This is a genomic window from Micromonospora rosaria (genome assembly GCF_001567585.1).
Lineage (GTDB): Bacteria > Actinomycetota > Actinomycetes > Mycobacteriales > Micromonosporaceae > Micromonospora > Micromonospora rosaria.
The window spans coordinates 20,280-45,969 of the sequence record NZ_LRQV01000006.1; the positions used below are offsets into that span (position 1 = coordinate 20,280).

A 25,690-nucleotide genomic window follows, 5' to 3' on the forward strand; every position below is an offset into this window, starting at 1 on the left:
CTCTGGTCAGGAGGCCACCGACGGTCCGGGCCCGGACGCCACCCACGCCGAACCGGCCGCTTCCCGCAGCCGGTCGACCGCGACCTGCTGATAGTGCTCCGACAGCTCGACGCCCACGAACCGGCGGCCCGTCGACAGCGCCGCGACCCCGGTCGAGCCAGAACCGGCGAACGGGTCGAGCACCATGCCGCCCGGCACACACACCTGCGCCAGCTCGGCCAGCAGGCTGACTGGCTTCTCCGTGATGTGCCGGCGGGCGGCACCTCGGGGCTGGCTAGCGCTGTACAGGCCGGGCAGGTACACCGGGTTCCGGGTCGCGTCGATCGGCCCGTTCGATCCCCACAGCAGGTACTCGCACTCCGCCTTGAAACCACCGGCCCGGGGCCGGCTGATCGGCTTGTGCCAGGGGACAATGCCCCGCCACAGCCACCCACCGGCCTGGAGCGCGTCGGACGTGGCGGGAAGTTGCCGCCAGTCGCTGAACACCAGCAGGCTCGCGCCCGGCCGGGACGCCCGGAGGCAGTGCGCGAGGACCAGGGCGAGCCAGGCCGTGTAGGCGCGCTGGTCGCGGTTGTCGCCCACGAAGTCGGCGAGCTGGTGCTGAGCGTCGCCGGACACGTACTTGTCCCGGGCGGAGACCTTCGTCCGGTCGGACTGGGTCCGGCCGCCGGAGTTGTACGGGGGGTCGGTGAGGACCAGGTCGACGCTGCCGGCCGGAAGCGTGGGCAGGACAACCAGGGCGTCGCCGCCGTGCAGGGTGGCCCGGTCGTCGTCGAGCAGGATGGCCACGGTTCGCTCCCCGTTGATCGTCGGCAGGCTGATGCGAGGGTATGAGCTGGGAATCCTCGGTTCCGTGCGCTAGCCGGCTATCTCGCGCCGCGCACCAGCGAGGAATCGCCACCCCCCGTGTTGATTCCATCCGCCATGTCATGTAGCGTTTCGGTGTCGGCAGGAAGGACCGAGATGACCACCCCCGATCGCATGAGCCTGACGGACCTGGGTGCACGGCTCACCGCCGTCACCCGCCTCCCCGACACCACCACCCCTGCCAACCGGGCCCGCATCATGCTCCAACTCCAGGCCGAGATCACCGAAGCGCTCAGCGCCGCGATCGACGAGGCGGTCGTCGCCTCCGTCACCGAGATCGGCCGCGAGCAGACCGCCGAGCTGATCGGCCGGAGCCCCGGCGAGGTGGGGCGCCGGACCACTGCCCACAACCGGCGGATCGGCCGCCCGGGTCGGCCGGGCCGCCGCCCTCGTCAACCCAGCTAACTACCAGTTGCTCCTAACTTAGGAGCAACGCCCGACAACTAAGTCGGGCCCGGACGCGGTGATCGCAACACCGGCCGGGCCCTTGATCAGGAAGCGAGTCCTGACCCATGGCCATTCTGGCTGACGCGCGCCCCTGCGCGCACACCGCCCCGCCCCGCCGCCTGGTGGCCGGCTACGTCGGCCCCGCCGCCGGCCTCCGTACCGCCCTCCTGACCGGCGCCGCCCTGGCCCGCCCGGTCGCCACCGGGGGCGCCCGATGAGCCGACACGTCAAGGCCGCGCTCAAGGCCACCAAGGGCCTCGGCAAGAACGAGCGCCTGGTCGCCGTCGCCATCGCCGCGCACATGAACACCGCCGGCGACGCCTGGCCCTCGGTGGCCACCATCGCCGACCACGCGGACTGCTCCGAGCGGACCGTCCAGCGGGCGATCGCCAAGCTGATCAGCCTCGGCCGGATCGCCTGGCGCAAGGTGGCCGACATCCCCACCCGCGTCTACCGCTTCGTCGCCGCCGCCGTCCAGGGGGTGCCATCCACCGGGCCGGCGGGGGTGTCAAACAGCGGCGCGGAGGTGCCAGATCCGGCCGGCGGGGGTGCCACCCTGGCTGTCACCCGAAGTAGTGAAGGGGTGAAGGAGAAGAAGCCGCGCGGCGCGCGGGACTGGCGTCAGTGGATCCCGAAAACCAAGGCAACCCCCACTCCGGAGCGGCGGGGCGTCCCCTCGCCCCCGCAGCAGGGCACCGTGCGGTGGTGTCCTCAGCACCAGGGGTCCTTGGCGCACAACTGCGGACCGTGCCGCAGCGAGGCCCTGGCGGGTGCGCGGTGAAGCTGCTCAGCCGCACACCGAAGCTCAGCCCCGCCGACCTCGCCGAGCTGCGCAAGATCGAGCTGGCCACCCAGATTGAGCACGCCCGCCAGGTCGACCAGCTCAACCGCGAGCAGGCCGCCGCCGACCGCGAAGAGCAGCGCCGGACCGCCCGGCAGCAGGAACGCGAGGAGCGGCGCCGCCGCAAGCAGCGCGCCAAGGCGAGGGCCCGCCGCCTCCGCCAGCTCCGCCGGTACGCCGTGGCTGCCCGCACCGTCGGCCCGCTCCTGGTCGTCAACGCCGCGACGATCGGTGGCCAGGTCGCGTACGCCTACGACCAGACCCCCGCCGGCTGGAACCCGGCCGTCAAGGCCCTGGTCGCCGCCGGGGTGGCCGTCGCCGCCGAGAGCGTCGCGTTGTACGTCGGCTGGCACGCGCACGATGCCCTGCTCCAGGGGGCACGCACCACGGCGGCCCGGCTGCGCCGGGCCTCGTACGGCATCGCCCTGGTCATGGCCCTGGTGAACTACAGCCACTTCGCCGGCGACGGCGGCCTGCTCGACCCCACCGCGCTGGCCGTCATCCTCGGCGTGCTGAGCAGCCTCAGCCCCTGGCTGTGGGGCCTGCACACCCGGCGGATGCAGCAGGTGCGGCTCCTGGCCGAGGACCTCGTCGACCAGACCGGCGCGACCTTCGACCCGGCCCGTCGACGCGCGTTCCCGATTCGCACGCTCATGGCGCGGCGCTGGTCGATCGACCACAACGTCCGCGACCCGCGCGCCGCGTGGGACGGGTACCGGGCCGACCGGGACGCACGCCGCGCCGCTGCGCCGGCCGGCCGGATCCGCGCCGCGTGGCGGGTGCTCACCGGCAAGCCGGCCCCGGCTCAGCCCACCCCGGCTGAGCCGACCGAGCCTGAGCCGGCACAGCCCGCGCCCGCCAGTCTCGACGACCCGGAGATCCGGTTCGCAGCGCTGGCTCGGGCTCAGATGGCCGCCGCCACCGAGCGGCTCCGGCCCGGCGCGGCCCGGGTCATGGCCGCCGACCGTGACCCGGGCCGGCTCGCCGACCTCATGGCCGGCGGGATCTGGGCCGTGGTCGACGCGACCCACGAGCCGGCCCACGTGCGCAGGCCAGCACCGCCCATGGCCGCGCCCCCTGCGCCGGCAACGCCGACCCAGCCCCCGGCCCCTGCGCCGGAGCACCAGCCGGACCAGCCGGCCCTGTTCGAGCCGACCCAGACCAGCGCCGCCGGACGCCCCGGGCGCGGAGGGCTGCGCCGCCCGCTCGACGACGCTCGGCTCAGCGCCGAGTACGACCGGCTCAGCGCGGCGCTGCGCCGGGAGCCGACCGGCAAGGAGTTGGCGGCTGCGGCCGGGTGCAGCAAGTCGGGGGCGAACCGGTGGATGCAGCTACGCCGGGCGAAGGCTGCGGCGTAGCCCTTGTGCGCCGGCTCGGCCCATCCAACGGGACGGGCCGGCGCAGCCAGATCGATTCCCGGTGGGCACCCGTGCCGAACACCTCTACCCTCTGTGGAGTGCGAGCCCCCATTCCCACTGGCGAGTCGATGGATCTCGGCGACCTGCCCAAGTACTGGCAGTTGATCGATGAAGCGTTCCGATCGGTCGAAGCTCTGCCCTCCCTGGATGGGCACAACCTCCTCACTGCACGGCGGTTCGACGAAGCGCAGGTAGCCGGGCCGCGCACCTACATGGGCGCGCAGAGATACCTCGGCGTCGCCAGGGACAACCACGAAGCGCTACTCGCGCTGCTACAGCACCGGGGTGCCACGGCCTGGGCGCCGTGGAGTCTGCTTCGACCCATCTTCGAGACGGCCTTCCTCGCTGCATGGATCCTCGACCCCGAAGACGGACTTGAGCGCCGGGTGCGTGGACTACGGTGCGAGGTCAATGACTACATCCAGCGAGGCAGACACCGCGCTGTCTTCAAGGTGTTCCCGGAAGCCGCGAGGGCAATCGAGGAAGCCGAACAGCGAGACGCCACGCACGGCGCGTTGAAGATCTATCGCGACGAGGCCGCCGCACTCGGGCGAGACTTCGAACGGATCAGCCAGCCGGTCAACGTCGTGGATGAAGTACGCAAGCTGACCTTCGCCAAGACGCAGCCCGAGTTCCCTCCTCTCCTCGAAGCGACCTGGCGGCAGCTCTCCGGCTTCGAGCACGGCTTCGCATGGGCGTTGATGAGTGGTAGCGAGCGCCGGATCGAGGCCGAGATCCCTGGAGGGGCCCAGGTGCTCTTCACCCTCAGCGATGAGCAGTTCGTCACCACCGCGAAGGTGACCGGCTCCCTCCTCATTACGGCCTTGCAGCTTCTCAAGCGCCGCCACCTGGAGCCAGCTCGCTAGCGACTGCGGCGGCCTGGACAGCACGATGCGGCCCCGCCGCTTCCTGGGGAGCGGGGGGCCGCGTCTGCCCGTGCGGCCTGGCCTACTCGTCGTCGGCAGGGCCCGGTTCCACCCTCAGGATTCCGCCGGTGTCGCCGATCGCGTACCGGCCGGGGCTGAGGACCTGGCCGCCGACGGAGATCGAGTGGCCGTCGAACACGAGGTCGCCCGGCGGCAGGGGGATCGGCTCGGTGGCGGGCTCGGCGGGGCTGGCCACATGGTCGTCGGCGTCGGCCTTGCGCCACCCGTGGCCGGGCCGGCCGGCCTGCCATGCGTCGATCGTGGACGGCCGCCAGGCGGGTGACCGGCCGATCATCCGGTCAGGCTCGGGCAGGTCACCGCGACTGCGCATCCGGTGGATGCTGGTGGTCTTGATGCCGAGGCGGGCTGCGAGGGCGGCGCTGTCGAGGTAGTCGGTCACGCCACTCAACTTACGTTGTCCATGTGAGCTTGACAAGCTCAGTGGATGCTCGTAACGTTGTCCATGTCAGCAGGACAACGCAAAGGGGATAGACGTGATCGAGGCCATCGCCACCGCCGTCCGCAAGATCGCCACCCTGGACGCCGACCTCGCCCAGCGGATCGCCGCCGGCCGCCCCACCCACCTGGCCGAGGCCCGCCTCGACGCCGAGCAGGGCACCCTTCACTACCTTCTCGACCTGGCCGCCGACGTCCTCACCCCGCACGAAATCGCCGCCGCCCTGGCGGGCTGAGCCCCACGGGGCCGGGGCGACCCGGCCCCCACCGGAGGCAGGCGGCCAGAGTCAGTCGACTACCCGACGAACCGGCCCCGCCGGCCGCCACGGCCACTACCCTCCCGGCGGTGCAGACCCTCACCCTCAAGGCCGGCGAACTCGGCCGCTCCTGGCACGCCGCGCACATCCTCCTGTCGATCCTCACCCTCGGCTGGTGGCTGCCCATCTACGGCATCCACGCCGCCATCTCCGCCATCACCCGACCGACGGTCGCCGTCGAGATACCCGAGGGGCACCGCGTCGAGTACCGCACCGGGTGGCCGAACGTGCTCGGGCCGGACGAGTACCTGGAGCCGCGCACGGCCTGGGAGAAGGTGCTGCGCGTCGCCGGGTACGTGTCGCCGGTCCTGATCGTGGCCGCTGTGGTGGCGGGGAACTCGCGAGTCGGTTCCTGGTAGGCCGGAAAGAAAGCGGCCCCCGCCCGGCTCGGGGACTGAGCGGGGGCGCTCCTGCCCGGGTCACGGGCCACCCGCAACAGGGCCGCACCCGAGCGCGGACCACGTCAGGGCGGCCCGATCGGAGGAGGGCCGGGATCGAACGCGGTCACATCCTTGGTACTCCTCACCTGGGCTCGACACATCCGCCGTAGAGCCGATGCCGCCTCGGACAGCACGATGCCCCCCACCAGCCAAGCCGGTGGGGGGCATCGTGCTGGCGAAGCCCCGCAGAACGCCAGTACCTGCGGGGCTTCACACCAAATCTACGCCTCAGGCTGGGCCTTCGCCGGCCGCCCCGGGGTCCGCGGCCGGTGCTCGGCGTACTCCTCGATCTGGTCTCGCCGGTAGATCCGGCCGCCGGCGATCGTCGCGACCGGCTGCGGGAAGTCCGGCCGTTGCTCCAGTTGCCGGACCCTGGCCGTGGAGACCCCGAGCGTGTCGGCGACCTCGGCCGAGCCGAGCAGCTCCCAGGCCCGTGCCCGCGCGGCCAACGTCTCGATGACCATCCGGTCCGGGCCGAACAGCACTCCGTCGCCGACAAGCTTCGCCACGCCAGGCAGCTTGGACGCCCAGTCCTTGGCCTCCTGGAGCGCGTCGTCGTACTCCACCGCGTCCAGCCGGTGGCTGAGGCTCAGCACCTTGCTCTTGTCGTTGTAGTGCGCGATGAACGCGCCCTCGGCTGCCTCGTTGAGGTGCTCCATGTCGTTCAGATTGCCGACGAACTCAAGTCCGACGTACCAACCACTCACGGTGTTTCCCCTTCTGTTGGGGGAGGTGAGGTGAGGTTTCGGAGGTGGCCGGGGCCGGCTGGGTGCCGGCCCCGGCGCCTCGGCTAGTCCCGGAAGGACCAGTCGAGGCCGGCGCTGATCAACACCCGCAGGACCTCCAGCACGTCACCGGCGTCCTTAGGGGCCACGAGCCAGTTGTCGTTGCCCTTGCGGAAGTGCCACATGCTGCTGCGGGTCTGCTTGACGAGGAAGCCCTGGCGTTCGGCTTCCTCGGCGATCAGCTGCATCGCCTCTCCGATTTCCATCTCTCACCTCCCTTCGGTGTGCCTCAAGCATAGCACAAACCCTTACGGGTGCGAAAGTATTGTTGTGGTCTTGGGAGGTGCCTCCTCAGGGCACCCAGACACGAAGAAGCGCCCCGCCGGCACGAGGCCAGCGGGGCGCTGAAGTTGGTCGGTCCCGTCCGGCCCGGAACCGGCGGCACCGCGCGGGAGAGCCTACCGGGCCGGTCTCACACCCACCCGCCGGTGATGAAGTGGGCGCTCAGCCAGGCCATGAACGCGATCAGCAGGAACCGGCGGAGCTGGGTCCAGCCCGACCGGGGCCGCTCCGGCTCACCCGGCCGCCGCCGCTGGGTACCGAACCACGCCCAGACGTGCTCCGACAACGTGTCGCCCGGCCGGGAGTTGAACAGCGCCATCCCCTCGACGACGGCGAACCAGGCGAACCAGGCCAGCCACGCCCACGTCCAGGCGCTCACCGCAGGGGGGTAACCGGCGCCGGCGTGGTCTGCTCGGCGGGCCGGTCGTTGACCAGCGACGGCGAGCCGGACGGGCCGGACGCCTTGCCGGCGACCACGGACGCGGCGACCGACGTGAGGGCCACGCCGGCGGCGACCGTCAGGGCGTCGCGCCACCCCAGGGGGCGGACGTCGACGCCGATCGCGTCCCCGACCCCCGGCACGCCGAGGGCGGCGACGAACGTCCAGGTCGCGGCGCGGCCGGCGCGCTCGACGGCGCCGGCCCAGAACTGGCGGGTGGCGAGGTACGTCTTCACACGATGCTCCTAAGGTCAGGCTGTGACGAGGATGAAGCGGGGCCGGGGCGGGTGGGAGGAGGTCCCTGAGGTGTGCCCGGCTGGTCACCGTGATGAGCGCGGCCGGCCGGAGGCGACCCCGGGGTGGGGTGCCTGCCCGGTACCGGGCTGCCGGGCCATGGGCCGGCAGTGGCGGTGCCAGCGCTACGGCTGCGGGCAGGTCACCCAGGCCCGCCACCCGTGCGGACCGGGCAGCGCGTAGCGGCTACCGACGGCCGGCCGGCTCCTGGTCGTGAGGGTGCTGGGCTCGGTGCAGCAGCACGGACCGCCAGATGACCTGGCCGACCAGCCAGCCGAACGTCATCAGCGTCACCTGGTCCCGGCCCGGGTAGTCCGGCCACAGCCGGGCCGCCACGATGAGGCCCATCAGGATTCCCAGGCAGGCGGTGAACTGCATCAGGTGCCGGCCGGCGGCCGACCGCCGCCAGTCCCCGCCGGTGGTCACCTGGTAGGTGAGTACGAAGTAGGCGCAGGCCAGCGCGCCGATGGCGGCCAGGACCGTGCCAGCGTCTCTGATCATCGATTCGACCCCCGTAGTGCCTTGCTGATGGTTGGGCCGAAGTGGTTCCGCCGGCGCAGCGCGTCGACGCGCTCGGCGACCTGGTCGACGCGCTCGTCGTCCGCCTCGGCGGCGGCGAGGTCGGCGCGGGCCTGCTCCAGGCGGCGGCGCGCGGCGATGGTCTCTGGCGACGGTCCCCGGCGTCGGCTACTCCACCACCGCATCATCGGCGCCCGCCTCCCTCGCCAGGGATTCGAGCACCTGCACCGACATGTCGCCCTGGCCGAGCAGCCGGCTCACCTGCTCTCCCCGTACCCGCAGCTCGGCATCCCGAGTCGCCAGGGTGGCCTCCAGGCTGCTGATCCGCTCCTTGAGATCTCCGACGCGGTCCTCGTGCGCGCTGCGCGGGAGGAGCCGGCCGAGCAGGATCAGCACGACGACCAGACAGAGCAGGCCGGCAGGGCCGGCTTTGGCTGCCAGGTCAGCGATGGCCGCATCGAGCACCGGCCTACGCCTGGATGCGGCGGGACAGCTCGTCGACGACCCGCCCGGCCAGGTCGACCGGGATCGCTGCGGCGATAGCCTCCGGGGACAGGCCGGCGAGCACGCCGGCAACGATCTGCTCGGCGCTGCGGCCCGACTCCTGCGCCAGCTCGACCCGCAGCGCGGCCAGCGCCGCCAGCACCGCGCGGGTGCCCTCCACCCCGGTCTGGATGCCGTACCCGAGCCGCCACAGCGGGTTCTTCTCGTAGTCGGCGTTGGCGTGCGGCGGCCGGGCCGCCGGTACGAAGTCGCCCTCGATGACCGCCTTCGGCATGCCTCGCAGCAACGCCAGGGCCTCGTCGAGCTTCTTTTCCTGCGCGCTGTTCATGACGTTCTCCCCGCTGTTCGGGGCCTTGAGCAGGCCAATCGTGGTCAGGTAGCGGCGGAACAGGGGTGTCTGGTCCCGGCCCGCCTTCGTGGCGTCGCGAAAGAAACTGAAATGGGTGTGCCAGCGGTGGGAGCTGTCTCCGGTGCTGCGTCGGCCGAGCCGGTCCCAGCGCCTGACCGTCTTCCCGTCAGGGGAGTAGATGATCTCCCGGATGTCCCGGGTGTCGGCCGTGCCGGCGGCGCACTGGGAGATGCACCAGACGGAGAAGCTCCGCAGGTCGTGGGTACGGCCGCCGGAGCGCACCGAGAACCAGCCGACGTCGAGGGCGGACGCGGCGGTGGTGAGGCCATTCCGGTCGCGGGTCGACTCGACCACCGAGTAGTCCCGGATCTCGGAGCCCACCCGGCGGACCCGGTCCGCCCCGCAGTGGTAGCCGCCGTCGTGGGCGCTGTCACCGACGATGCCCACCTCGGCCGGCTCCAGGTCGTCGTCGCGGACCCGGGTGGGCTCGGTGTTGAGGTGCTCCAAGAGCAGGCTGCGGACGGCCAGCAGGTTGGCCGGTGCCCGGGTCACCGGGTCACCGCCGGCAGGAAGATCAGTCGATCCACGTCGTACCTCCGGTCAGGAATCGGATAGAGGCAGGTCGGGGGCCACCCCGGCGGGTATTGACGCCCTACAGTCGGTGGCGAATCCATTCAGGAGGCTGAGATGAACCGCCGCACCATCGGGATCAGCGCGGCCGGCATCGCCCTGGCCGCCGTCGTCGGCGGCGTCGCCGGCGCGCAGCTCGCCGGCCGGGACGAGCCGGAGCAGCGGATCGTGCGTACCGTGTCGGACGAGAGCAGCGCGACGCCCAGCGTCGAGCCGACCCCAACCGAGCCGGCCGCTACCGACACGACGACCGCGCCGGCGACGAAGCCCCGGAGGCAGACCGTGACCGATCCCGAGCCCACCGACCCGGCGGAGACGCCGGCGAACCCGCCGGAGACCGAGGACCCGGGCCCGCCGCCGGCCGAGACCCCGGGCACGGTCGACGGCCCGAAGCCGTCGCGGGTGCCGCCGCCCACGCCGGGCCGGCCGTTGCCGGAGCCGCCGACGATCAACCCGTCCTGGGACCAGGACCGGGAGCAGTAGCTACGCCTGGGCCCAGCTCGACTCCAGGCCGAGGACGGACAACACCCGCACCCCGAGGGTGCCGGTCCCGGCGGTCCGGCGGGCCTGGATCTGGATGTTGCGCAGCGTCCCGTACTCGCCGCTGCTCGGCAACGCGAACGGGCCGATGGTGAAGAACGTGTACGCCGCCGTCGGGATCGTGGTGACCGGGCCGACCGGGCCGGGGTGGTCCAGCCACACACGGACCTCCCCGGCCGTCCCCGCCCCCGCCAACGCCAGCCCGTAGACCACCAGGCACGGGTGCTGCAAGCTCGCCATCCCCTCCGCGAGGGACTCGAACGTCGACGAGGTCGTCGTCGCCGTCGGCGGCGTGACCTCCCCGACCTGGATCGGGATGTACGGCCGGGCCAACCCTCTGCCGGAGGAGGCGTCGTCGGTGACGACGTACTGGCCGCTGCGGTCGTAGAGGCCGGCGAAACCGACGTCGTCCCCGACCCCGGTGCCGTACGCGCCGATCGCGGGCTCGCCGTTGGCCCGGCCGATCCACGTGCCCCGGATGCCGTCTCCGAGGTCACCGATCCGGCCCAGCACCGACCCGTCGCGGTCGATGATCCGCATCGACCCGCCGTCGCGCAGCGCCAGGCCGCCTCGGCCGATGGAGCTGGCCTCCAGCCGCCGGCCGGCCGCCTGCGCCCGGATGTCCCGCTCCAGGTCCCGGAGCCGGCGCATGATGTCGCCATGGCTGAACGCCGCGTCGCCGATCACAGCCACGATTCGCCTCCCGCCCACAAGATCGGTTTGAACCGGCTGGCCCTGGTGTCGAGCTCGTATCCGATGAGTCGCCCCGAGCGTCGGATCCCGCCCGGGTGCCGGTGGCCGACCAGGTCCGCGCCGGCGTCGTCGCCGAGCTGCACGTCCACCCCGATCCGGGGGAAGGCGTTGACGCGGGCGTCCAGCTCCACGGTCGTCGCGCCGTTGGCGAGCTGCCGCAGCTCGGCGCGGGCGTGCGCGTCCAGGGTCGACCGCTCGCTGATCGACGACCCGGGCGACCAGCGTCGCTCCCAGCGCGGCCAGCCCGGGTTGATCAGCCGGTGCACCGCCGACTGCGGCCGGTCCTGCCCCTCACCCGACGACGTGGCCAGCAGGTGGTTGGCGCCCTTCCCGTCCGAGTAGTCCTCCGTCAGGGTGTACTGGGTGTCCGGCTCGCCGATGCTCGTCCACACCGCCCGGGGCGTGGTGGACGCCACCCCGATGCGCGGCGCGATCCGCAGCACCTTGGCGAACCAGGTCCGGGTCTCGTCACCCCAGACGACGTCGACGGTGAACTCGGGGCCGCTCTGCACGGCCATCAGCTCGCGCAGCCGGGAGTAGACCGTGGCGTCGTCCTGGTCGACGTACGTCCGGTCGCGGAGCACCCCGGACGGGGTCGCGTCGATGTACAGCCCGATGCCCTCGGTGGTGGCGTCGCGGGCCAGGCCGGCGGCGATCACGGACACCTCGTCGCGTTGGATCCACGAGTGGTCGGTGACGTACCGCCTGTCGAGGTAGCCCTCCAGGCTGACGCATCCCAGGCTGAGGGTGCCGTCCGTGCCGCCCCGCCGGACCAGCACGGCCCCGGCCCACACCGGCACGTCGTTGGCGACGCACACGATCATGCTGGTGCCCGGCTGCGTCGCCCCGAATGCGGCCGGGCCGACCGCGCCGGGCCCGGCGATGGGGATGGGCATGGTGAGCGACGACGACGTGTACGCGCCGAGGACCCGGGACACCGTGCCGGTCATGTGCGGTAGCTCCATGATGATCCGGCCGCTGATCAGGTCGCAGCCGTACCACTCGACCAGGTCGGTGATGACGGGCGGGGTGCGGGGCGGGGCGGGCGGATCCGGGTCGGGGTCCGGTCCGGGTCCGGGGCCGGGCGTCGACGTGAGGATGCTGAACGAGTGCGACCGCCAGGGGCTGATGCCGATCATGGCCTGCCCGTTGACGAGGATCTGGTCGCCCTGGTCCTGGACGTTGAACCGGGTGTACCGGTTCCGGCCGCCGGACACGCCGCGGTCGTAGTTGCCGTTGTTGTCGCCGCCGCCGGCGTCGAGCGAGGCGCTGAGGAAGACGGGGAAGCCGCCCCAGAGGTTGTTGGTGCCGGTGTCGATCCCCAGGCTGTGCTTGTCGGCGTTGATCATCCAGATCTTGTCGAGCCAGCCGGTGTCGCCGAGGAGCTGCTTGAGCTGCCCCTGCTCGTGGCGGAATCCGCCCCAGGAGTCGACGAATCCGCTGATCCACTGGACTTGCATCAGCCAGCACAGCGCCGAGGCGTCGGAGCCGCGCAGGAGCTGCTCCAGCCAGGCCATCTGGGCGCTACCGAGCATGCTCTTGCTCGGCCCGTCCGGGTCGGCGTTGGGGTCGCGGTCGGAGCGGGAGTCGGCGACCACGAAGAGCACCCGACCGACCTGGAAGGCGTGGAAGATGCCGTCCTCGGCGGGCAGCGGGTAGTGCGGCACCCGCTCCCGGTAGACCCGCTGGACGTTCTCTCGGCCGGCCGCCGTCCGGTCCGAGTCGTTGGGCCCGTAGTCGTGGTCGTCGTAGGTGTAGACGAGCGGCACGTTGCGGTAGAGGGCGTGCTGCCGCTCCTGGAGCAGCACGTCGTCGATCGCCCTCCGGTAGTTCGCCAACGATGCGCCGCCGGCGATCCCGTGGTTGCCCGACCCGAGGTCGTAGTAGTGCAGGTCCCCGAGGTGGGCGAAGAACATCGGGTTGGCGGCGCGGATCGTGTCGAACACCGGGTGGTTGCTGAGCCGGTTGTTGTTGAGGGTCGCCCCGGTGCCCGGGTACTGCGGGGTCAGACCCGCGTCCCCGGACGCGATGAAGGTGAACGAGGCCGGCTCTCCGGTGACGGGCAGGGTCTGGCACTGCCCGGACACCAGCATGGCCAGGGGCCCGCCGTCCTCCGAGATCGCCCACCAGTACCGGCGGGCCGGCGTCAGCCCCGTCGCGGTGATGGAGACGATGCCCTGGCCGGTGGCCGTGACCGGCCCGTAGTACGCGGGCCCGGTCAGCCCGGCGTTGTCGCTCACCGCCAGCCGTGCCGAGCTACCGGTGATCTTGGCGACCACCCGGAAGCTGTTCGGTTGGGCGGCGCCGACCCAGGCGTTGACGACGGTCAACTACGCCTCCTCGTACGTGCCGGTGATGTTGAGCAGCACCCCCGACGCCAGGTCCGCGCCGGTCAGGTTGGACAAACCGTTCGTGCCGGACCCGGAGTCCATCCGGATCCGGTCGAACACCGCCCCGCTGCCGCCGGTGAACGCGATGGCCGCGCAGTGCCGCAGGCCCGGCGTGGACAGGCCCTCCAGGTGGCCGGTCACGCTCTGCCGGACCGTCCGGGCGATGGCGGTCGGCGCGGTGATCGTCACCGTGCCCGACCCGGACCCACCCGTCGACACCACCAGGTAGGCGGTGAACTGCACCGTCTTGTGCGCGATGCGCTTCCACGACCCGACCCGGGTGGAGAACGTGGCCGATCCGCCGCCGGTGACATCCGGCGTGTACGACTGGTACGGCGTCGGCGCCTCGGCCATCGTCTGCCACGCCGACCCCGACCAGCGGACCAGCGCGTCAACGTCCCACACGTCGGCGTACATGCCCTCGTACACCCCGGTGGTCGGCAGCTCGGCCGCCGTCCGCACGGGCAGGATCCCGCCGGTCGTCACCGTGTACGGGGTGGTGATCGTGAGGGTGGGGTTGCCGCCACCGGACGCCGGGACGTCGATGACGCCCATCTCGAACGACCTCGTCGGCAGGCCCGGCTTGCTGGGGCTGGCCGCCGGCACCCCGGACACGTACTCCGTGTCGAACGACTTCGCCCCGCTGCCGTCCTCGTCGTCGTTCCAGATCCGGGCGACGATGATGTCCCGGCGGGGCTGGGCGCCCGCCGCCGGGACCGTCCGGTTGTGCTGCCGCAACTCGAACAGGTACGGGCCGCCCAGGTTCGGGCCGGGGTAGATCACGCCCTGGATGTTCTGCACGGTCAGGGTGAAGCCGGAGATGGACAGGGGGGCGACGCCGGCCGGGTGGACGCCCTGCCGGGCCCCGAACCGGTCCGCCGTGCCCCCCTTGACCAGCAGCGTCCCGAACAGGCGACGCGTCTCCGCCGCGTCGTACGACACCGGCAACGCCACGGAGTTGTTGAGGAATCCCGGATCAGAGGGCATTGATCACCACCACGTGTCTCTCCACCGGACGGTCACCGTCCCGGCTGTCTGGGTCGGAGCGAGATGCCGCAGCACGCTGGTGCCGCGCAGCAGCAACGGCCAGTCCCCGACCACGTCGGACCGGCGCGACGACTGCTGGTCGCCGTTGAGCCACACCGTGCGGGCCCGCGTGTCCACCTCCAGCCACTCGCCGGCGGCCAGGGGCGGCACCACCCGCTGCACCCGGGTCACCCCGTCCGGGCCCCGGACCGCGATCCGGTTGTCGCCCGGCAGGGGGCCGTCGTAGCGGATGGTCAGGCTCGCTGGCGCGCGGCCCTCGTTGACGAGGTCGGCGGCACCCCCGGTCTGGGTCGCGCCGATCGTGAACGGCACGGTCATCGGGAAGGTCAGGCCGCCCGACCAGGTGGGGCCACCCAGCGGCCCGGCCGTCCGCTCGACCGCCGAGTAGATGAACGGGTCCAGGGCGACGGCCGCGCACCGCACCCACACCCGGCCGGTGCCGAGCAGATCCATGCGCGGCTCGGTCATGCGCGTCCGCACATACGCCAGGTACTCCCGGCCGCCCTGCCGCCACCGCATCGGCACGTCCCCGGCCACCCCCGTCGGCGCGAACGCCGCCGCCAGGTCGTGCAGGTCCTCCAGGGCGCCGGCGACGTCGTCGCGGCCGGGGCCGATCAGCCCACCGAACGAGATCACCCGCTCGGCGGACCACTCGGCCCCGGACCAGCCGCCGTGCCCCCACGCCAGGCCGCCGCTCTGGTCGGCGCGGGTCTGCCGCACCCACGGATTCGTGTCGTCGGTGATCCGGAACCGGGTGCCCGGGCCCATGGCCAAGCCCCGGATCTCGAACTGTCCCTCGGCCAGTGCCATCAGGCTGCTCCGCTCACCCGCAGGTCGTCGTTCATCTGGCGCAGCGAGAACCGGTCGCTCCACGCCTGGATGTTGACGTTCTCGATGTACGTGTCCCCGCCCCCGCCGGCGCCGGCCGTGCCGCCGGGCTTGCCGACGACGGCCAGCCGGGCCCCGTTGTTGGCCGCCTCCAGGGCGGCCCGGTTGCGGCTGGTGCTGGCCACGGTGGAGACGTACTCGCCGCGGGTGAGCATCGTGGTACCGGACGGGCTGAGGAACGGCACGTTGTCGAAACCGCTCGGCCCGTCAACGAGACCACCGGTGGACATGCCGGACGCCGGGTTGGGCTGCGAGGCCATCACCGCCCGCAACCTGACCTGCCGGTCCTTGATCGAGTTCCAGAGCTCCTTGAAGCGGGACACGTCGGCGTGGGCCTTGGCCAACCCGGGGGTCTTGATCGTGGTCGAAACAAGCCCCGGCACCTGGTCGTAGCTTTTGGCGTACCGCTGGATCTCCGACTCGGTCATCCCCGCCGCGCGGGCCTGCTGGATGAACTTCTGCCGCAACTGCTCGGTCTTCGCGGTCAGCTCGCCCGAGGTGGCCCCGGACTCCGCCATGGCGCGGATCTGGTCGTAGTGCGCCTCGATGAGCCGGCGCACGTTCTCCCGGTTCGTGATCGCCGACTCGCTGTTGCCCTTGAGCGCGCCGCCGTTCTCCCGCGCGGCCTCGGTCATCCGCCGCATCGCCGACACCGCCGCGTCCTCGGCCTCCTCCACGGAGAACAGCCGGTCGAACAGCGCGGACAGCTCCTGGTCGAGTTGGTCGATTCCCGCAGCCAGGTTGTCCGCCTCGTTGGCGGTCACCCCCAGCGAGGCGGCCAACTGTCGGGTCGCCGGGTCCAGGTCGCTGGTCGCTTTCTGGGTCTCGGCGGTCGCCGCGTTGAGCTCCTTGTGCATCTCCTGGGCTTTGCCGAGGGTGCCGGACAGGCCCTCGTAGTCCTCGCGGAGGTTCGCCACGTCGTCGCCGGAGACCAGGCCCCGCCACGCCGACTTCATCGTGCCCTGCTTCTGCGCGGCCTCGTCGAGCTTGCGGTTGACCTCCTCCATCGCGGCGGCCTCACCCGCGATGGCCTTGGTCAGGGTCGCCGCCGAGATGCCGTACTGCTCGGCCGTCTTGATGACGCCCTTCTTCGTCAGCTCGTTGGCGATCCACAGCTCCGTGTCGCGGGTGACCGCCCCGGACTGCTGGTCGAGGGTCGACGCTAGGTCCCGGGCCTGGGCCCGCGCGTTGGCCTGCGCCGTCGTGAACGCCATGAGCGCCACCACGGCGGCGCCGATCGCCGCGCCCCACGGACCGGCGAGCACCGAGCCGACCGCGCCGAGCCGCCCGGAGGTGGCCACCGCCGCCGCGGCGAGCCGGCCCTGGCTGTTGGCCAGCCACTCGATCGCCTGCCGGTAGGCGACGATCTGCGGCACCGCGATCAGGGCCGCCCCGCCGGTCAGCAGCAGAGCGGCGGTCGTGGCGGCGAGCACCCCCAGGATCACCTTGACCGGGCCGGGCAGGTTCCCGAGCACCTCACCCAGGGCGGAGATCAAATCTGCGGCCTTGCCCACCGCCGGCAGGAACACGTTGCCCATGTCGATGGCGAAGTCGTTGAGGTTGTTCCGGGCGATCTGGATGCGGGACTCGACGGTGGCGTACCGCCGCTCGGCCTCCTCCAACAGGGCGGTGTTCTCGTCCCAGCCCCGGTTGGCGATGTCCAGGCTGCGGCTGACCAGGTCCCCGGCGCCGGCGAGACGCAGCAGCGCGTCGCGGAGGATGATCTCCGACAGGCCGAGCTGCTTGAGGGTGGCGAACACGTCCTGGCCGGAGGCCTGCATCCGGCCGAGGCCCTGGATGAACGCGGCCGTGGCCTTCGCCGAGTCCTGACCCCAGGCCCTGGCGAAGTCGGCGGCGGACATGCCCGACACCGCCGCGAACGTCTCCAGGTCCTCGCCGCCGGCTCGGACCGCGCTCTCGATGGCGATGAACGCCCGGGAGATCGCGCTACCGCCGGCCTCGGCCATGATGCCGACGGACGACAACGCTCCCGCGAAGCCGAGGACGTCGGCCTCCGACATCCTCACGGTCTTGCCGGCGCCGGCGATCCGCAGCGCCATGTCGACGATCTCCTGCTCGGTCGTCGCCGAGTTGTTGCCCAGCTCCACGATGGACGCGCCGAGCCGACCGACGTTGTCCGGGCTGGTCTGCATGATGTTCATCAGCCGGCTCAGCGCGAACGCAGCCTCTTCCGAGGAGAGGTTGGTGGCGATGCCCAGGTCGACCATCGTGCGGGTGAACGCGACCAGGTTGTGCCGCTGCACACCGAGCTGCGCCGCCGCCGCGGCGACCCCGGCGATCTCCTCGTGCGTCTGGGGCAGGGTCCGCGCCAGGCCGCGCAGCGACTCCTCCAGGTCGTCCATCTGGGCCGGCGTGCCGTCGACGACCTTCGCTACGCCCGTCCACGCGGACTCCCAGGAGATGGCCGCCCGGGTGGCCATCACCAGCCCGGCCATGATCGCCGCCCCGCCGGCGAGGAACGCGGCACCGACCTCCTGCATCGCCGCGTCGACGCGGGCCTGTTCGGCCTCCAACCGCGCCAGCTCCCGCTCGAACGCCCGCGCGGACGCCTCGGCGCTCTTCATACCCCGCTCGAACTGGCGGGGGTCGGCGGAGAGCCGATACGACAGATCCTTGTCCACCGGCCACCGCCCTTTCGCTCAGTCGCGCCGCTCCAGGCGCACGAACACCCCGGCGCCGTTCTGCTTGCCGGCGAGCTGCTCCTGCTCGGTCTCCAGCAGCTCGCAACCCCGGCACCGGTCAGCGACCGCCCGGTAGGCGTGCTGGTGGCCGCCGTGGTCCGTCTGCCACTCGTCCGGGCGGGTGCCGCACCGCCCACACCGCGACCTGTCCCGCACGAACTGCCAGATCGCCTTGTCCCGGTCGTCCTTCGACCAGCCGAGGAAGGCGCTGTGCGGGATCTGGTAGGCGCGGGACACGTCCAGCTCCAGCGCTAGCTGGGCATCCTGGTCGAGCCTTTTGGGAGCACCACCGGCTCGGCGGCCCGGCCAGTCAGGTTGATCGCCACGCACGCCGCCCACAGGCCGCGCACCTCACCAGCAGACATGCGGGTCGACAGCATCTCCGCCCAGTCGGCGGCGGACATCCCCGCGCCCTCCGCGCTGGCCGCGAGCAGCGCCGGCCGGAACGTCGCGTCGTCCCAGGCCGGCCACGGCGGCAGCTCGTCACCGGCCCGCCGGGCTTCCTCCCGCTTCGCCTTGACCGCCGCCATCTGCTCCTCGGACGGCGGATGGTCGGCGATCAGCGACTCGGCCGTCACCTCGCCGACCAGCGGCAGGGCCCGCAGCACGACCGTCTCGTAGCAGCCGTCCAGCTCCCGCGACGCCGCGTCGACCCGGGCGTGGGCCTCGGCCACCTCCTCCGGCGACCGGTCGGCGAGGGTGACCTGCCGCAGGTGCCGCTGCGCCACCGCCAGGGCCTCCTGGGCGCGTGCGGCGCCGGCCTCGTCGACGAGCATCCGGTACGGCACCGACGGGCGGGAGCGACCCAGCAGCCGCTCCCTCTGGCCGGTGTCGCTCACGATGCCGGGCCGGGGATGACGACGTCCTCCGCCCAGTCCGTGATCGAGAAGTCGAGGATCACGCGGGAGGCCTCGCTGCCGGCGACGTCGACGGTCGGCGTCACCGCGCTGACCTCGACGGCGAACACCCGGGCGTGCTGCCCGGCGACGTCGCCGCCGTAGCCGATGAACACGTTGCCCCGGTCACCGCGCTTGATCACCGCCCGCACGTCGTCGGTGTCCTGGCTGGCGTAGCAGGTGAGCTGGGCGTCGCCGGGGTTGATCCGGCCGGAGATCCGGCCGGTCTTGCGGGTGCCGAGGTCCGGCACCGCGACCCGGTCGGCGGCGACCTCCCAGCCGGTCGCGGAGGCCACCTCGGCCGACAGGTCCCACGCATCCGCGTGGTCCAGCTCGTCGCGGTCCGGCTGGTTGATGTCGGCGATCTCGGGCACCCAGTAGTAGACGGTGACCTCGGGGCTGATGTACCGGTCGGTGGCCGGCAACGCGGTCGGTGCCATGCTCTTCTCCTTGCTCACTTGAAGCCGCGCCGGCGGGCGGCGTCGGCGACGACCTTGACGATGTCGGCCCGCACCTGCGCGCGGCGGGCCTGCGCCGCCGGCAACAGGAACGGGCGGGTCCGCTGCGTGTACCAGCGCTCCCGGTTCCCGAACAGCGGGTGACGGAAGTTGGCGGCGTTGCCCCGGCGCGCGGCGATGCCCTCGTACGGGCGGGCGTGCGGTGCCCGCTTCCTGCTGACCGTGATGATCACCCCGGCGCGTCCCCGGCCGTACAGCACCTTGACGCGGATCGCACCGGGGATGCGGGACGACCAGGACGCGCGGCCCTTGGCATCAGCGGCGACCTGGTCCCCGGTCTTCTTCAGCGCCGGCCGGAGATCCTTCCGCACGTCCTTGGGGATCTGGGACAGGTCGGCGTACATCTCGCCGAACTGGTTGGTGCCGACCACCGCCACGACGGATCACCTCCTGTACGGGTTGCTGCTACGGTCCGCAGGCATGGCAGGCATCCCGACCGGCGTGTGGACGCACCCGACCGGCCCCCGATTCGAGGTCACCCAGCAGCCCGACGGCTGGCACATCGCCGTCTACCCGCGCCGGGGCGCCCGGCAGCCGGGCGCGACCTTCGTCTTCGACACCGACGACCAGGCAGCCGAGAAGGTCGGCGGCCTGGAAGCGCAGGGCTACGTCCACCAGCCCGATCAGACGACGACACCGGCGGACAGCGGCGTGGACTCACAGTGGACGCCGGGCAACATGGTCGGCGCGGTGCTGCTGTTCCTGGCGATCCTCGGCCTCGGGATGTGGATCCTCGGCGACTAGCCGCGGTGGGTCCACCCCAGGGTGAACTCGATCTGGCAGACCCGGCCCTCGCCGGCCTGCTTGGCCTCGGCGGTCTGCGACATCGTCCAGCCGACCATCCGTGCCGGGTCGCCCGGCTTGACCGCCCCGCCGAGCCGCCGGTCGGCCCGGATCATCTCCCGGATCGCGTCGAGCAGCGCGAAGGCGTCGCGGCGGGCCCGCTGGGTCGCGCCGGCGGCGGCCCGGCGGACGATGACGACCGCTGGCACCTGGACGGCCTCGTAGTCCTCGCGGGACAGCTCGGCGACCGGGGTCGCCGCGTCGGAGTCGCCGTCGCCGGGCACCACTCCGTAGACGATGAGGACGTCGCCGCGCACAGCCGGCCAGCCGTCGACCACCGCCGCCCGGAGCTGCTGCACCGGGGCGAGGGTGGCGGTGGTCGCGGCGAGGTACTCCAGGGCTGCGGGGACGCTGCTACCCACGCCAGACCACCCCCCTCGCACCGGCCGGGGCGTCGTACGTGCCGCAGCGTGTGCACCCGGTCCGTGTCCCGGTGACCCGGAAGAAGTCGACGTCCCAGTCCAGCCCGGTGATCAGCGTGTAGGGCCGGTGGCCGGCGATGCGGCAGACCAGCCGCCGGAGCCGATTCACAGGACCACCGGCCCGCGCTGGTCCGGCTGCAACCTCTGGATCACGGTGTTCGGCACAAAGAAGCCGAGCCTGAGGTTCCCTTGCAACGACGCCTCCAAGCCAGCGTTACCGAAGTCGTCCCCGCCGCCGCCGTCGAACGGGGCATAGTTCCCGCCCTCCTGCGGCCTCCAGTTGATCCGCAGCAACTCCAACGTCGCGTTCACGATGTTCGGCGGCACGACCAACTTCCCGGCCAGGTAGGTGATCTCGACGGACCGCAGCCCACCCGGCCAGCCGCCCTGGTGGGTGAGCAGCCCCGACGGCGACCACCGGTAGACGGCCGGATCCACCAGGACGCCGTCGACGCGGACGTCCACGACCTCGAGGACCGGCGGCTTCTCCAGGACGATGTTCCGACCGCCGCCGCTGGCGGTCTCGGTGACCGTGCGGCGGGCGACCACCCCGACGACGTCCTCCACCACCATCGACGCCGACAAGATGAAGCCGCGCAGCTCGTCATCGTCGGAGTGGTCGTCGAGGGGGATGTCGAGGTGCTTCTTCGCCTCGGCCAGGCCAACGATCGCCGGCCAGTCCGGCGGGGCGGCGTTGAACACGTCGACGTCGGCCCACGCCGGTCCGGTGGCCACCGCCGACACGAGGTGCCGGCCGTGCTGAGCCACCACGTACTCGGCCGTATACCGGCCGGGCGGCTCCTCGGTGGTCGTCAGGGTGGTCTGGGTGCCGTCGGGCAGCCGCACCCGGGCGTCGAACGTGGCCGGGCTCGATCCGACGTCCCAGGTGAGGCGGGCGGTGTCACCGACGTCGAGCACGGGTGTTCCTTCCTCCCGGGGGTGGCGGCACCGGCACGGCCCGCGCGTACCGGACCGGCGGGTCGGCGGTGAGGGCCAGGTGGTCGTTGAGCCACCGCACGTCCTCGTCGGTCAGCCGAGGGTCGACGGCCAGGCGCGGCGGGATCACCGTGCCGCCGGGGGCCAGCTTCTGCACCTCACACCTCCCTCAGCTTGCGGATCGTCGCCGCGTCGACGCGCAGCCCGGACCGCCGCCACCGCCGGTAGGCCCGGCCGTCCCGGCCGAACTGGTCACGGCCGTTGACCCGCCGGTACTGGTCGTCGGACTCCGCCTTCCCGGCGACCGGGTGCATGTGCTCGACCACGACGTCAGGCAGGTACCGGATGCAGCCGGCCGACCGGCCGAGGTCCAGCACGCTGTTGTCGCAGTACAGGTGCTCGACCGGCGCCGGCACCATCCGGCCCAGCGCCTGGACGATGTCGGCGGTCATCGCCCACTGGGTGGGCAGCCGCTCGCCCTGGTGGCCGTCGTCGCCGTACACGATCCCGGTGCCGAGCTGGCGCAGCTCGTCAACGTACCGGCCGGCCCAGCCCGGCGTGCGCGGCACATGGTCGTCGCCGGCAAACCCCACCGCGAAGTAGTCCCGGGCCAGCCCGGCAGCGATCCGGTCGAGCTTGTGGACCATCGGCAGCCAGCGGGTGATCGTCAGCATCAGAGACTGGTCACTGGCCTGGCCCTCGTACGCCCCGTGGCACGGGTCGTCGCCGTCGACCGCGAACGCCAGCCGGGCCCGCTCGTACGCGCCGGTACTCTCCCAGGCGTCGACGAGCCGAGCCACGGACTGCGGGCGGCCACGAGACGGAACGATCACCAGCAGGTCAGCCACCGTGATCCTCCCGTCACATCAGCTCGCAGACGAACAGGTCAGGGTGCTCGTCGATGAACGCCTGCCCAGCCCGGCGCATCGCCTCGTGGAGCTGGCCGAACACTCAGTCGTGGTAGCCCTCCTCAGCGCTGGCCTCGGCAGCGGCCCGCTCTTCCGGCGGCCAGTGATCGGTGTCGTACGTCGTGGCCGTGAACTCCAGCCGTCGCATCTCCCGGCCATCAGTGCCCCGACTCCGGATGCCACGCGAAGTACGGATGCTTTACGACCGGCCGAGGTCGGGTCGCTTGGAGCTGGCCCGCCCGCTGCCACGCCGACCCGGCCGGCGAGTACAGGTAGTGGTAGAGCACCCGTCCCACGTACACCTCGCTGCGCAGGTGCGGGCGGACCTGCCCGACCCACATCCGGTCCTCGGGGTGGCCACGCCGGGCCCGCCGGAAGTCGCCCCGCAGCGCCAGGTCAGTGCGGATCGGGTCGAGGTGGGTGAAGTCCCGGACCAGGCCGGCCACGCGGTCGCGGCGCCACCGGCGGTGCCGCAGGCTGTGGTCGACCTCCTCCTGGAGGAACCCGTCGACGTGGTACGCGACCCGGAACCCGACGTGATCCGGCCGGGTCGCTAAGGCCTCGACGACGGCGGCCACGAAGTCGTCCACGACCAGGTCGTCGTCGTCCACGAAGCTGACGTAGTCCGTGGCCGCGTCCCGCATCAGCGTCTGCCGGACCACGGGCAGCGGCGGCACCCCGTTGTTCCACCAGCCGACCACCCGCACCCGGCCGTCGTGCGCGTCGAGCTGCGGCAGGAGCACGTCCAGGAGCCGGCGGAACAGCCGGTCCCGCTCGCTGATGGTGGGGATCAGGATCGACCAGGTCGGCCCGTCACCCACCGGACGCCCCAGGCTCCTCGGCCGGCCGAGACGGCCGGTACACGCCCAGTTGGTCGCAGGCGATGACCACCACCCGCACGTCGGGCAGGTGCTCGACCACCCAGGCGTCGAGGTCCGCCTTCATCGCGCGGACCGTTTCCAGCGGGGTGTCCGGGTCGACCCGTATGAGCAGGGTGTCCCCGGGTTCCACCACCAGCAGCTCCGCGTCGACGGTGCCGGGGAGTTCCTCGCCGGCGAGCCAGGCCGCGACAGCCGGCGACGGCCACACCTCCAGCGGACCGGTCACCGAGGTCAGCGTCGGCCGGCCCGTCGCCGGGTCGACGTGCATGTCGCCGGACTCGGTGACCGCGTACGTGGTGACCGTCAGGAGACCACCGGCGATGGTCGGCGGCGGGGCGTCCTCGGGGACGCTCTCCGGGTCGACGCCGTTCGCCTGTAGCCACCCGGCCACCTCGGCGGCCAGGCCCTCGGTCATTCGCCGCCCTCGCCGTACAGCTCGCGGCGGATGTCGTCACGGTTCTTCGACGCCCACTGCTTCAGCGGGGTGCGGGTCTTGTCGGCCGCGTGCCGCCGCCAGGCGTCGTTGCCCGACCCGGGGCCCGACGTCGGCGGCCGCCGCGGCGACTCACCCTCCGGGGCCGGCTCGGGCTCGGGTTCGGCGGCCGGACCTTCCTGGCCCTCGGCGGCCCCGCCCGGCTCCTCGGGGGCCGGGGTGGGCTGCACGTCGCGCAGCTCCCCGGGGGCCGCCGTCGCCTGCTCTACCCCGCCGACGCCGAAGGTCTCGATGACCGCAGCCACGCCAGAGGCCGGCCCCGCCGTCAGCCGCCCTCCACCCGGCAGGTCGTAGTGGACCCGCAGCGGCTGCCACAGCTTCGGGCTCTTCTCCACCAGCGGGTGGCCCGCCCGGGCGATGGTCACGCCCCGACGGATTGGGTGCCGGCGGCCCTCGTGCATGATCACGCCCGACGTGCGGGCCACCACCAGGTCGCTGCTGTCCACAGCGGCTCCTTTCGGGACTGGGCCCCGGCCGGCGCCCACGAGCGCGGGACGCCGGCCGGGAGCAGGTCAGGACGTGGCGGCCGCGACGCGGAAGGCGCTCGGCACGAGGATCTTCGTCGTGTTCCGCCAGCGGGCGTAGATGCCCCGCTGACCGGTCGGCATCCGGCGGCTCGCGCCGAACACGTGCGGTACCAGCTCGACCGTCATGCCGACCCGGTCGACGATCAGGTACTGCTGGAAGTCGCCGAACACCAGGTACCTGCCGGCAGGGGTCGCCGACATCTGCGACGCCTCGTGCGCCGGGTAGCCGATCAGCTCCGGCGGCAGGCCGGCGCCGAGCCGCACCCACAGGTCCGGGCCGTCCGAGTCGGCGAACTGCCGGACCAGGTTGTAGATGGCCCGGTTGGCCAGCCACCGGGCCCGGGCCCGCCACCGCGCCCCGAGGCCGTCGTCGCCGGTCTCCATGTCGTACAGCGTCTGGCTGGTGAACCCGGCCCCGTCGTCGACCACGGACCCGGCCGGCAGGCCGGCGACGATGCCCTCCGGGTTGTGGCCGCCGCCGGAGATCAGCGAACCGTTGCCGGAGATGAACGACACCGCCTCCTCGTTGTCCTTCGCCTCGCCGAACATGCGGGCCAGCTCCGACCGCAGCCGCGGCCAGTCCTGGTCCAGGTCCATCGAGAACGGCACGAACACGTGCACCGCGCTGGGGCGGACGGTGGGCTGCTCGAACTCCGGCGAGTCGTCGGTCGCCTCGGCGACCTCCGGCGTACGGGTGGCCACCACACCCTCGGAGGTGAGGCCCTGCCACTCCTTGCCGACGATCCGCTCCACCCGGCTGATCTGCCGCAGCGGGTTGATGCTGCCGTCGTCGGTCAGGATCACCGTCGGGTCGAGCTGGTACGGCACCGCGTACCCGCCGTCCGGGTCCGACCCGAGCGACAGCGCCCGCTGCTCCTCGTGGGACAGGCCGTTGGTGCTCCGGGAGATCACCGCCTTCCCGAACGCCCGCTCGTACACCGGGTTGCCCGTGGTGATGATCCGCCGGGCCAGGGTGCCCCGCATATCGTCGACGGTGTCGAGCAGCTCGGCCGCCCGCGCCTGGCACCGCTCCCGGGACTGCCCCGGGAACGTGGACCGCTCCACGATGCGCATCGCGTTGCCGTGCAGCCGCTCCCGGTACTCCTCGTCCGAGCGGGACTGGAAGCGGGCGGCGGCCAGGTCGTACACCTCGTCGTCGCTGCGCTGCCGGACGAACGCCGGCGTGTCCACCGGCGCCCGCTCCATGCCGCGGCCGGTCGCGGCGATGCCCGCGAGCCGCTCCTTACGGGCCCGCAGCTCCGCCACGGTGGAGGCGTGCTCGTCACGCTCGGCGTTGATCGAGTTCCACTCGTCGCGCACGTGGTCGGGCATCTGCTCGTTCTCGTACTGCTCGTCGAGTTCGGCCAGGCGCTGGTCGATCTCCTTGATGCGCGCCTCGCGGTCCTCGATGCTGCGGATCTCCTCCGCCATC

General features: G+C 72.4%; 37 protein-coding genes. 9 read left to right on the forward strand and 28 right to left on the reverse strand.

Going from position 1 to position 25,690, the window contains the following annotated elements; translation table 11 throughout:
* Positions 1-6: 6 nt before the first annotated feature.
* On the reverse strand, positions 7-789 hold the full coding sequence (locus AWW66_RS03185; protein ID WP_245647872.1) for a DNA-methyltransferase: 783 nt from the start codon (positions 787-789) through the stop codon (positions 7-9).
* 192 nt (positions 790-981) lie between these two features.
* Here AWW66_RS03185 and AWW66_RS03190 point away from each other — a divergent pair, with 192 nt between their 5' ends.
* The 5 genes from AWW66_RS03190 to AWW66_RS03205 all read left to right on the forward strand — a co-directional run bounded on the left by AWW66_RS03190 (position 982) and on the right by AWW66_RS03205 (position 4,439).
* Entirely contained in the window at positions 982-1,272 is a 291-nt protein-coding gene (locus AWW66_RS03190; RefSeq protein ID WP_169807051.1) for a hypothetical protein, read from the forward strand.
* Positions 1,273-1,379: 107 nt separating this feature from the next.
* Entirely contained in the window at positions 1,380-1,532 is a 153-nt protein-coding gene (locus AWW66_RS33340; protein WP_157527098.1) for a hypothetical protein, read from the forward strand.
* On the forward strand, positions 1,529-2,095 hold the full coding sequence (locus AWW66_RS03195) for a helix-turn-helix domain-containing protein (protein ID WP_067359786.1): 567 nt from the start codon (positions 1,529-1,531) through the stop codon (positions 2,093-2,095). The genes AWW66_RS33340 and AWW66_RS03195 overlap by 4 nt, the downstream gene beginning before the upstream one ends.
* Positions 2,092-3,513 carry a hypothetical protein gene (locus tag AWW66_RS03200; protein ID WP_067359787.1) on the forward strand — a complete coding sequence of 474 codons (1,422 nt, stop codon included), beginning with the start codon at positions 2,092-2,094 and terminating at the stop codon, positions 3,511-3,513. The genes AWW66_RS03195 and AWW66_RS03200 overlap by 4 nt, the downstream gene beginning before the upstream one ends.
* A gap of 98 nt (positions 3,514-3,611) precedes the next feature.
* Positions 3,612-4,439: a hypothetical protein gene (locus tag AWW66_RS03205; RefSeq protein ID WP_157527100.1), complete on the forward strand. Its 828-nt coding sequence runs from the start codon at positions 3,612-3,614 to the stop codon at positions 4,437-4,439.
* Positions 4,440-4,521: 82 nt separating this feature from the next.
* Here the strand turns inward: AWW66_RS03205 and AWW66_RS34765 are convergent, their stop codons facing one another.
* Entirely contained in the window at positions 4,522-4,899 is a 378-nt protein-coding gene (locus tag AWW66_RS34765) for a helix-turn-helix transcriptional regulator (protein ID WP_067359789.1), read from the reverse strand.
* A gap of 94 nt (positions 4,900-4,993) precedes the next feature.
* Here AWW66_RS34765 and AWW66_RS03215 point away from each other — a divergent pair, with 94 nt between their 5' ends.
* Both AWW66_RS03215 and AWW66_RS03220 read left to right on the forward strand, forming a co-directional pair.
* Positions 4,994-5,191 carry a hypothetical protein gene (locus AWW66_RS03215; protein WP_067359790.1) on the forward strand — a complete coding sequence of 66 codons (198 nt, stop codon included), beginning with the start codon at positions 4,994-4,996 and terminating at the stop codon, positions 5,189-5,191.
* Positions 5,192-5,301: 110 nt separating this feature from the next.
* A complete protein-coding gene (locus AWW66_RS03220; protein ID WP_067359791.1) occupies positions 5,302-5,631 on the forward strand; it encodes a hypothetical protein in 330 nt (109 codons plus the stop codon).
* Positions 5,632-5,933: 302 nt separating this feature from the next.
* Here the strand turns inward: AWW66_RS03220 and AWW66_RS32330 are convergent, their stop codons facing one another.
* The 8 genes from AWW66_RS32330 to AWW66_RS03255 all read right to left on the reverse strand — a co-directional run bounded on the left by AWW66_RS32330 (position 5,934) and on the right by AWW66_RS03255 (position 9,436).
* Entirely contained in the window at positions 5,934-6,419 is a 486-nt protein-coding gene (locus AWW66_RS32330) for a helix-turn-helix transcriptional regulator (RefSeq protein WP_245647874.1), read from the reverse strand.
* A gap of 83 nt (positions 6,420-6,502) precedes the next feature.
* Positions 6,503-6,703 (reverse strand): hypothetical protein, encoded by a 201-nt coding sequence (locus AWW66_RS03230; protein WP_067359792.1) that lies wholly within the window; start codon positions 6,701-6,703, stop codon positions 6,503-6,505.
* A 206-nt stretch (positions 6,704-6,909) separates the two neighbouring features.
* On the reverse strand, positions 6,910-7,158 hold the full coding sequence (locus AWW66_RS03235) for a hypothetical protein (RefSeq protein ID WP_067359793.1): 249 nt from the start codon (positions 7,156-7,158) through the stop codon (positions 6,910-6,912).
* Positions 7,155-7,454, reverse strand: a complete 300-nt coding sequence (locus tag AWW66_RS03240) for a holin (RefSeq protein ID WP_067359794.1) — start codon at positions 7,452-7,454, stop codon at positions 7,155-7,157. Before AWW66_RS03240 ends, AWW66_RS03235 begins: the two co-directional genes overlap by 4 nt.
* Before the next feature lie 244 nt (positions 7,455-7,698).
* Positions 7,699-8,013: a putative phage holin gene (locus AWW66_RS03245; RefSeq protein WP_067359795.1), complete on the reverse strand. Its 315-nt coding sequence runs from the start codon at positions 8,011-8,013 to the stop codon at positions 7,699-7,701.
* Complete coding sequence (locus AWW66_RS33345; RefSeq protein ID WP_157527102.1) at positions 8,010-8,219, reverse strand: DUF7620 family protein; 210 nt, start codon at positions 8,217-8,219, stop codon at positions 8,010-8,012. The genes AWW66_RS03245 and AWW66_RS33345 overlap by 4 nt, the downstream gene beginning before the upstream one ends.
* Positions 8,200-8,496, reverse strand: a complete 297-nt coding sequence (locus tag AWW66_RS03250) for a hypothetical protein (protein ID WP_067359796.1) — start codon at positions 8,494-8,496, stop codon at positions 8,200-8,202. Before AWW66_RS03250 ends, AWW66_RS33345 begins: the two co-directional genes overlap by 20 nt.
* Before the next feature lie 4 nt (positions 8,497-8,500).
* Complete coding sequence (locus tag AWW66_RS03255; RefSeq protein WP_067359797.1) at positions 8,501-9,436, reverse strand: hypothetical protein; 936 nt, start codon at positions 9,434-9,436, stop codon at positions 8,501-8,503.
* A gap of 135 nt (positions 9,437-9,571) precedes the next feature.
* Here AWW66_RS03255 and AWW66_RS03260 point away from each other — a divergent pair, with 135 nt between their 5' ends.
* A complete protein-coding gene (locus AWW66_RS03260) occupies positions 9,572-9,997 on the forward strand; it encodes a hypothetical protein (RefSeq protein WP_067359798.1) in 426 nt (141 codons plus the stop codon).
* Here AWW66_RS03260 and AWW66_RS03265 read toward each other — a convergent pair whose 3' ends face one another.
* Genes AWW66_RS03265 through AWW66_RS03305 form a run of 9 tightly spaced genes read right to left on the reverse strand, consistent with a single transcriptional unit; the run spans position 9,998 to position 19,625 of the window.
* On the reverse strand, positions 9,998-10,747 hold the full coding sequence (locus AWW66_RS03265) for a hypothetical protein (protein WP_157527104.1): 750 nt from the start codon (positions 10,745-10,747) through the stop codon (positions 9,998-10,000). It lies immediately after the preceding gene.
* The gene (locus AWW66_RS32335; protein WP_083978178.1) at positions 10,738-13,137 is read right to left on the reverse strand and encodes an alkaline phosphatase D family protein; all 2,400 of its coding nucleotides are present in this window, start codon (positions 13,135-13,137) and stop codon (positions 10,738-10,740) included. The genes AWW66_RS03265 and AWW66_RS32335 overlap by 10 nt, the downstream gene beginning before the upstream one ends.
* Positions 13,138-14,184 carry a hypothetical protein gene (locus tag AWW66_RS03275; protein ID WP_157527106.1) on the reverse strand — a complete coding sequence of 349 codons (1,047 nt, stop codon included), beginning with the start codon at positions 14,182-14,184 and terminating at the stop codon, positions 13,138-13,140.
* 3 nt (positions 14,185-14,187) lie between these two features.
* Positions 14,188-15,054, reverse strand: a complete 867-nt coding sequence (locus AWW66_RS03280; protein WP_067359801.1) for a phage distal tail protein — start codon at positions 15,052-15,054, stop codon at positions 14,188-14,190.
* Positions 15,054-17,774: a phage tail tape measure protein gene (locus tag AWW66_RS03285; RefSeq protein WP_067359802.1), complete on the reverse strand. Its 2,721-nt coding sequence runs from the start codon at positions 17,772-17,774 to the stop codon at positions 15,054-15,056. The genes AWW66_RS03280 and AWW66_RS03285 overlap by 1 nt, the downstream gene beginning before the upstream one ends.
* A gap of 18 nt (positions 17,775-17,792) precedes the next feature.
* Positions 17,793-18,071: a hypothetical protein gene (locus tag AWW66_RS03290; RefSeq protein WP_083978179.1), complete on the reverse strand. Its 279-nt coding sequence runs from the start codon at positions 18,069-18,071 to the stop codon at positions 17,793-17,795.
* Between the two features lie 14 nt (positions 18,072-18,085).
* Complete coding sequence (locus tag AWW66_RS03295) at positions 18,086-18,673, reverse strand: hypothetical protein (RefSeq protein ID WP_067359803.1); 588 nt, start codon at positions 18,671-18,673, stop codon at positions 18,086-18,088.
* The gene (locus tag AWW66_RS03300; RefSeq protein WP_157527108.1) at positions 18,670-19,170 is read right to left on the reverse strand and encodes a phage tail tube protein; all 501 of its coding nucleotides are present in this window, start codon (positions 19,168-19,170) and stop codon (positions 18,670-18,672) included. Before AWW66_RS03300 ends, AWW66_RS03295 begins: the two co-directional genes overlap by 4 nt.
* 14 nt (positions 19,171-19,184) lie before the next feature.
* The gene (locus AWW66_RS03305; protein WP_157527109.1) at positions 19,185-19,625 is read right to left on the reverse strand and encodes an HK97 gp10 family phage protein; all 441 of its coding nucleotides are present in this window, start codon (positions 19,623-19,625) and stop codon (positions 19,185-19,187) included.
* 43 nt (positions 19,626-19,668) lie between these two features.
* Here AWW66_RS03305 and AWW66_RS03310 point away from each other — a divergent pair, with 43 nt between their 5' ends.
* Positions 19,669-19,992: a hypothetical protein gene (locus AWW66_RS03310; protein WP_157527110.1), complete on the forward strand. Its 324-nt coding sequence runs from the start codon at positions 19,669-19,671 to the stop codon at positions 19,990-19,992.
* On the opposite strand, the gene AWW66_RS03315 is transcribed toward AWW66_RS03310, so the two are convergent.
* From AWW66_RS03315 to AWW66_RS03350, 9 genes are all read right to left on the reverse strand, one after another.
* On the reverse strand, positions 19,989-20,453 hold the full coding sequence (locus tag AWW66_RS03315; RefSeq protein WP_067359807.1) for a hypothetical protein: 465 nt from the start codon (positions 20,451-20,453) through the stop codon (positions 19,989-19,991). The genes AWW66_RS03310 and AWW66_RS03315 overlap by 4 nt on opposite strands.
* Complete coding sequence (locus AWW66_RS33350; RefSeq protein WP_157527112.1) at positions 20,446-20,622, reverse strand: hypothetical protein; 177 nt, start codon at positions 20,620-20,622, stop codon at positions 20,446-20,448. Before AWW66_RS33350 ends, AWW66_RS03315 begins: the two co-directional genes overlap by 8 nt.
* Complete coding sequence (locus AWW66_RS03320) at positions 20,619-21,431, reverse strand: hypothetical protein (protein WP_067359808.1); 813 nt, start codon at positions 21,429-21,431, stop codon at positions 20,619-20,621. Before AWW66_RS03320 ends, AWW66_RS33350 begins: the two co-directional genes overlap by 4 nt.
* Positions 21,415-21,606, reverse strand: coding sequence for a hypothetical protein (locus AWW66_RS03325; protein ID WP_067359809.1), 192 nt, complete (start codon positions 21,604-21,606; stop codon positions 21,415-21,417). Before AWW66_RS03325 ends, AWW66_RS03320 begins: the two co-directional genes overlap by 17 nt.
* 1 nt (position 21,607) lies before the next feature.
* Positions 21,608-22,297, reverse strand: a complete 690-nt coding sequence (locus tag AWW66_RS03330; protein ID WP_067359810.1) for a hypothetical protein — start codon at positions 22,295-22,297, stop codon at positions 21,608-21,610.
* 218 nt (positions 22,298-22,515) lie between these two features.
* A complete protein-coding gene (locus tag AWW66_RS03335) occupies positions 22,516-23,178 on the reverse strand; it encodes a hypothetical protein (RefSeq protein ID WP_067359811.1) in 663 nt (220 codons plus the stop codon).
* Entirely contained in the window at positions 23,171-23,653 is a 483-nt protein-coding gene (locus AWW66_RS03340) for a hypothetical protein (RefSeq protein WP_067359812.1), read from the reverse strand. The genes AWW66_RS03335 and AWW66_RS03340 overlap by 8 nt, the downstream gene beginning before the upstream one ends.
* Entirely contained in the window at positions 23,650-24,177 is a 528-nt protein-coding gene (locus AWW66_RS03345) for a hypothetical protein (RefSeq protein WP_067359813.1), read from the reverse strand. The genes AWW66_RS03340 and AWW66_RS03345 overlap by 4 nt, the downstream gene beginning before the upstream one ends.
* Before the next feature lie 66 nt (positions 24,178-24,243).
* Complete coding sequence (locus AWW66_RS03350; RefSeq protein ID WP_067359814.1) at positions 24,244-25,689, reverse strand: phage major capsid protein; 1,446 nt, start codon at positions 25,687-25,689, stop codon at positions 24,244-24,246.
* Between the last annotated feature and the right edge of the window lies 1 nt (position 25,690).

Coding starts and splice junctions, on each gene's coding strand:
- AWW66_RS03230 (WP_067359792.1), bottom strand. CDS start 6,703: ATGGAAATCGGAGAGGCGATGCAGCTGATCGCCGAGGAAGCCGAACGC.
- AWW66_RS03275 (WP_157527106.1), bottom strand. CDS start 14,184: ATGCCCTCTGATCCGGGATTCCTCAACAACTCCGTGGCGTTGCCGGTG.
- AWW66_RS33345 (WP_157527102.1), bottom strand. CDS start 8,219: ATGATGCGGTGGTGGAGTAGCCGACGCCGGGGACCGTCGCCAGAGACC.
- AWW66_RS03310 (WP_157527110.1), top strand. CDS start 19,669: ATGGCAGGCATCCCGACCGGCGTGTGGACGCACCCGACCGGCCCCCGA.
- AWW66_RS33340 (WP_157527098.1), top strand. CDS start 1,380: ATGGCCATTCTGGCTGACGCGCGCCCCTGCGCGCACACCGCCCCGCCC.
- AWW66_RS03280 (WP_067359801.1), bottom strand. CDS start 15,054: ATGGCACTGGCCGAGGGACAGTTCGAGATCCGGGGCTTGGCCATGGGC.
- AWW66_RS03190 (WP_169807051.1), top strand. CDS start 982: ATGAGCCTGACGGACCTGGGTGCACGGCTCACCGCCGTCACCCGCCTC.
- AWW66_RS03350 (WP_067359814.1), bottom strand. CDS start 25,689: ATGGCGGAGGAGATCCGCAGCATCGAGGACCGCGAGGCGCGCATCAAG.
- AWW66_RS03245 (WP_067359795.1), bottom strand. CDS start 8,013: ATGATCAGAGACGCTGGCACGGTCCTGGCCGCCATCGGCGCGCTGGCC.
- AWW66_RS03195 (WP_067359786.1), top strand. CDS start 1,529: ATGAGCCGACACGTCAAGGCCGCGCTCAAGGCCACCAAGGGCCTCGGC.
- AWW66_RS03340 (WP_067359812.1), bottom strand. CDS start 23,653: ATGACCGAGGGCCTGGCCGCCGAGGTGGCCGGGTGGCTACAGGCGAAC.
- AWW66_RS03300 (WP_157527108.1), bottom strand. CDS start 19,170: ATGGCACCGACCGCGTTGCCGGCCACCGACCGGTACATCAGCCCCGAG.
- AWW66_RS03260 (WP_067359798.1), top strand. CDS start 9,572: ATGAACCGCCGCACCATCGGGATCAGCGCGGCCGGCATCGCCCTGGCC.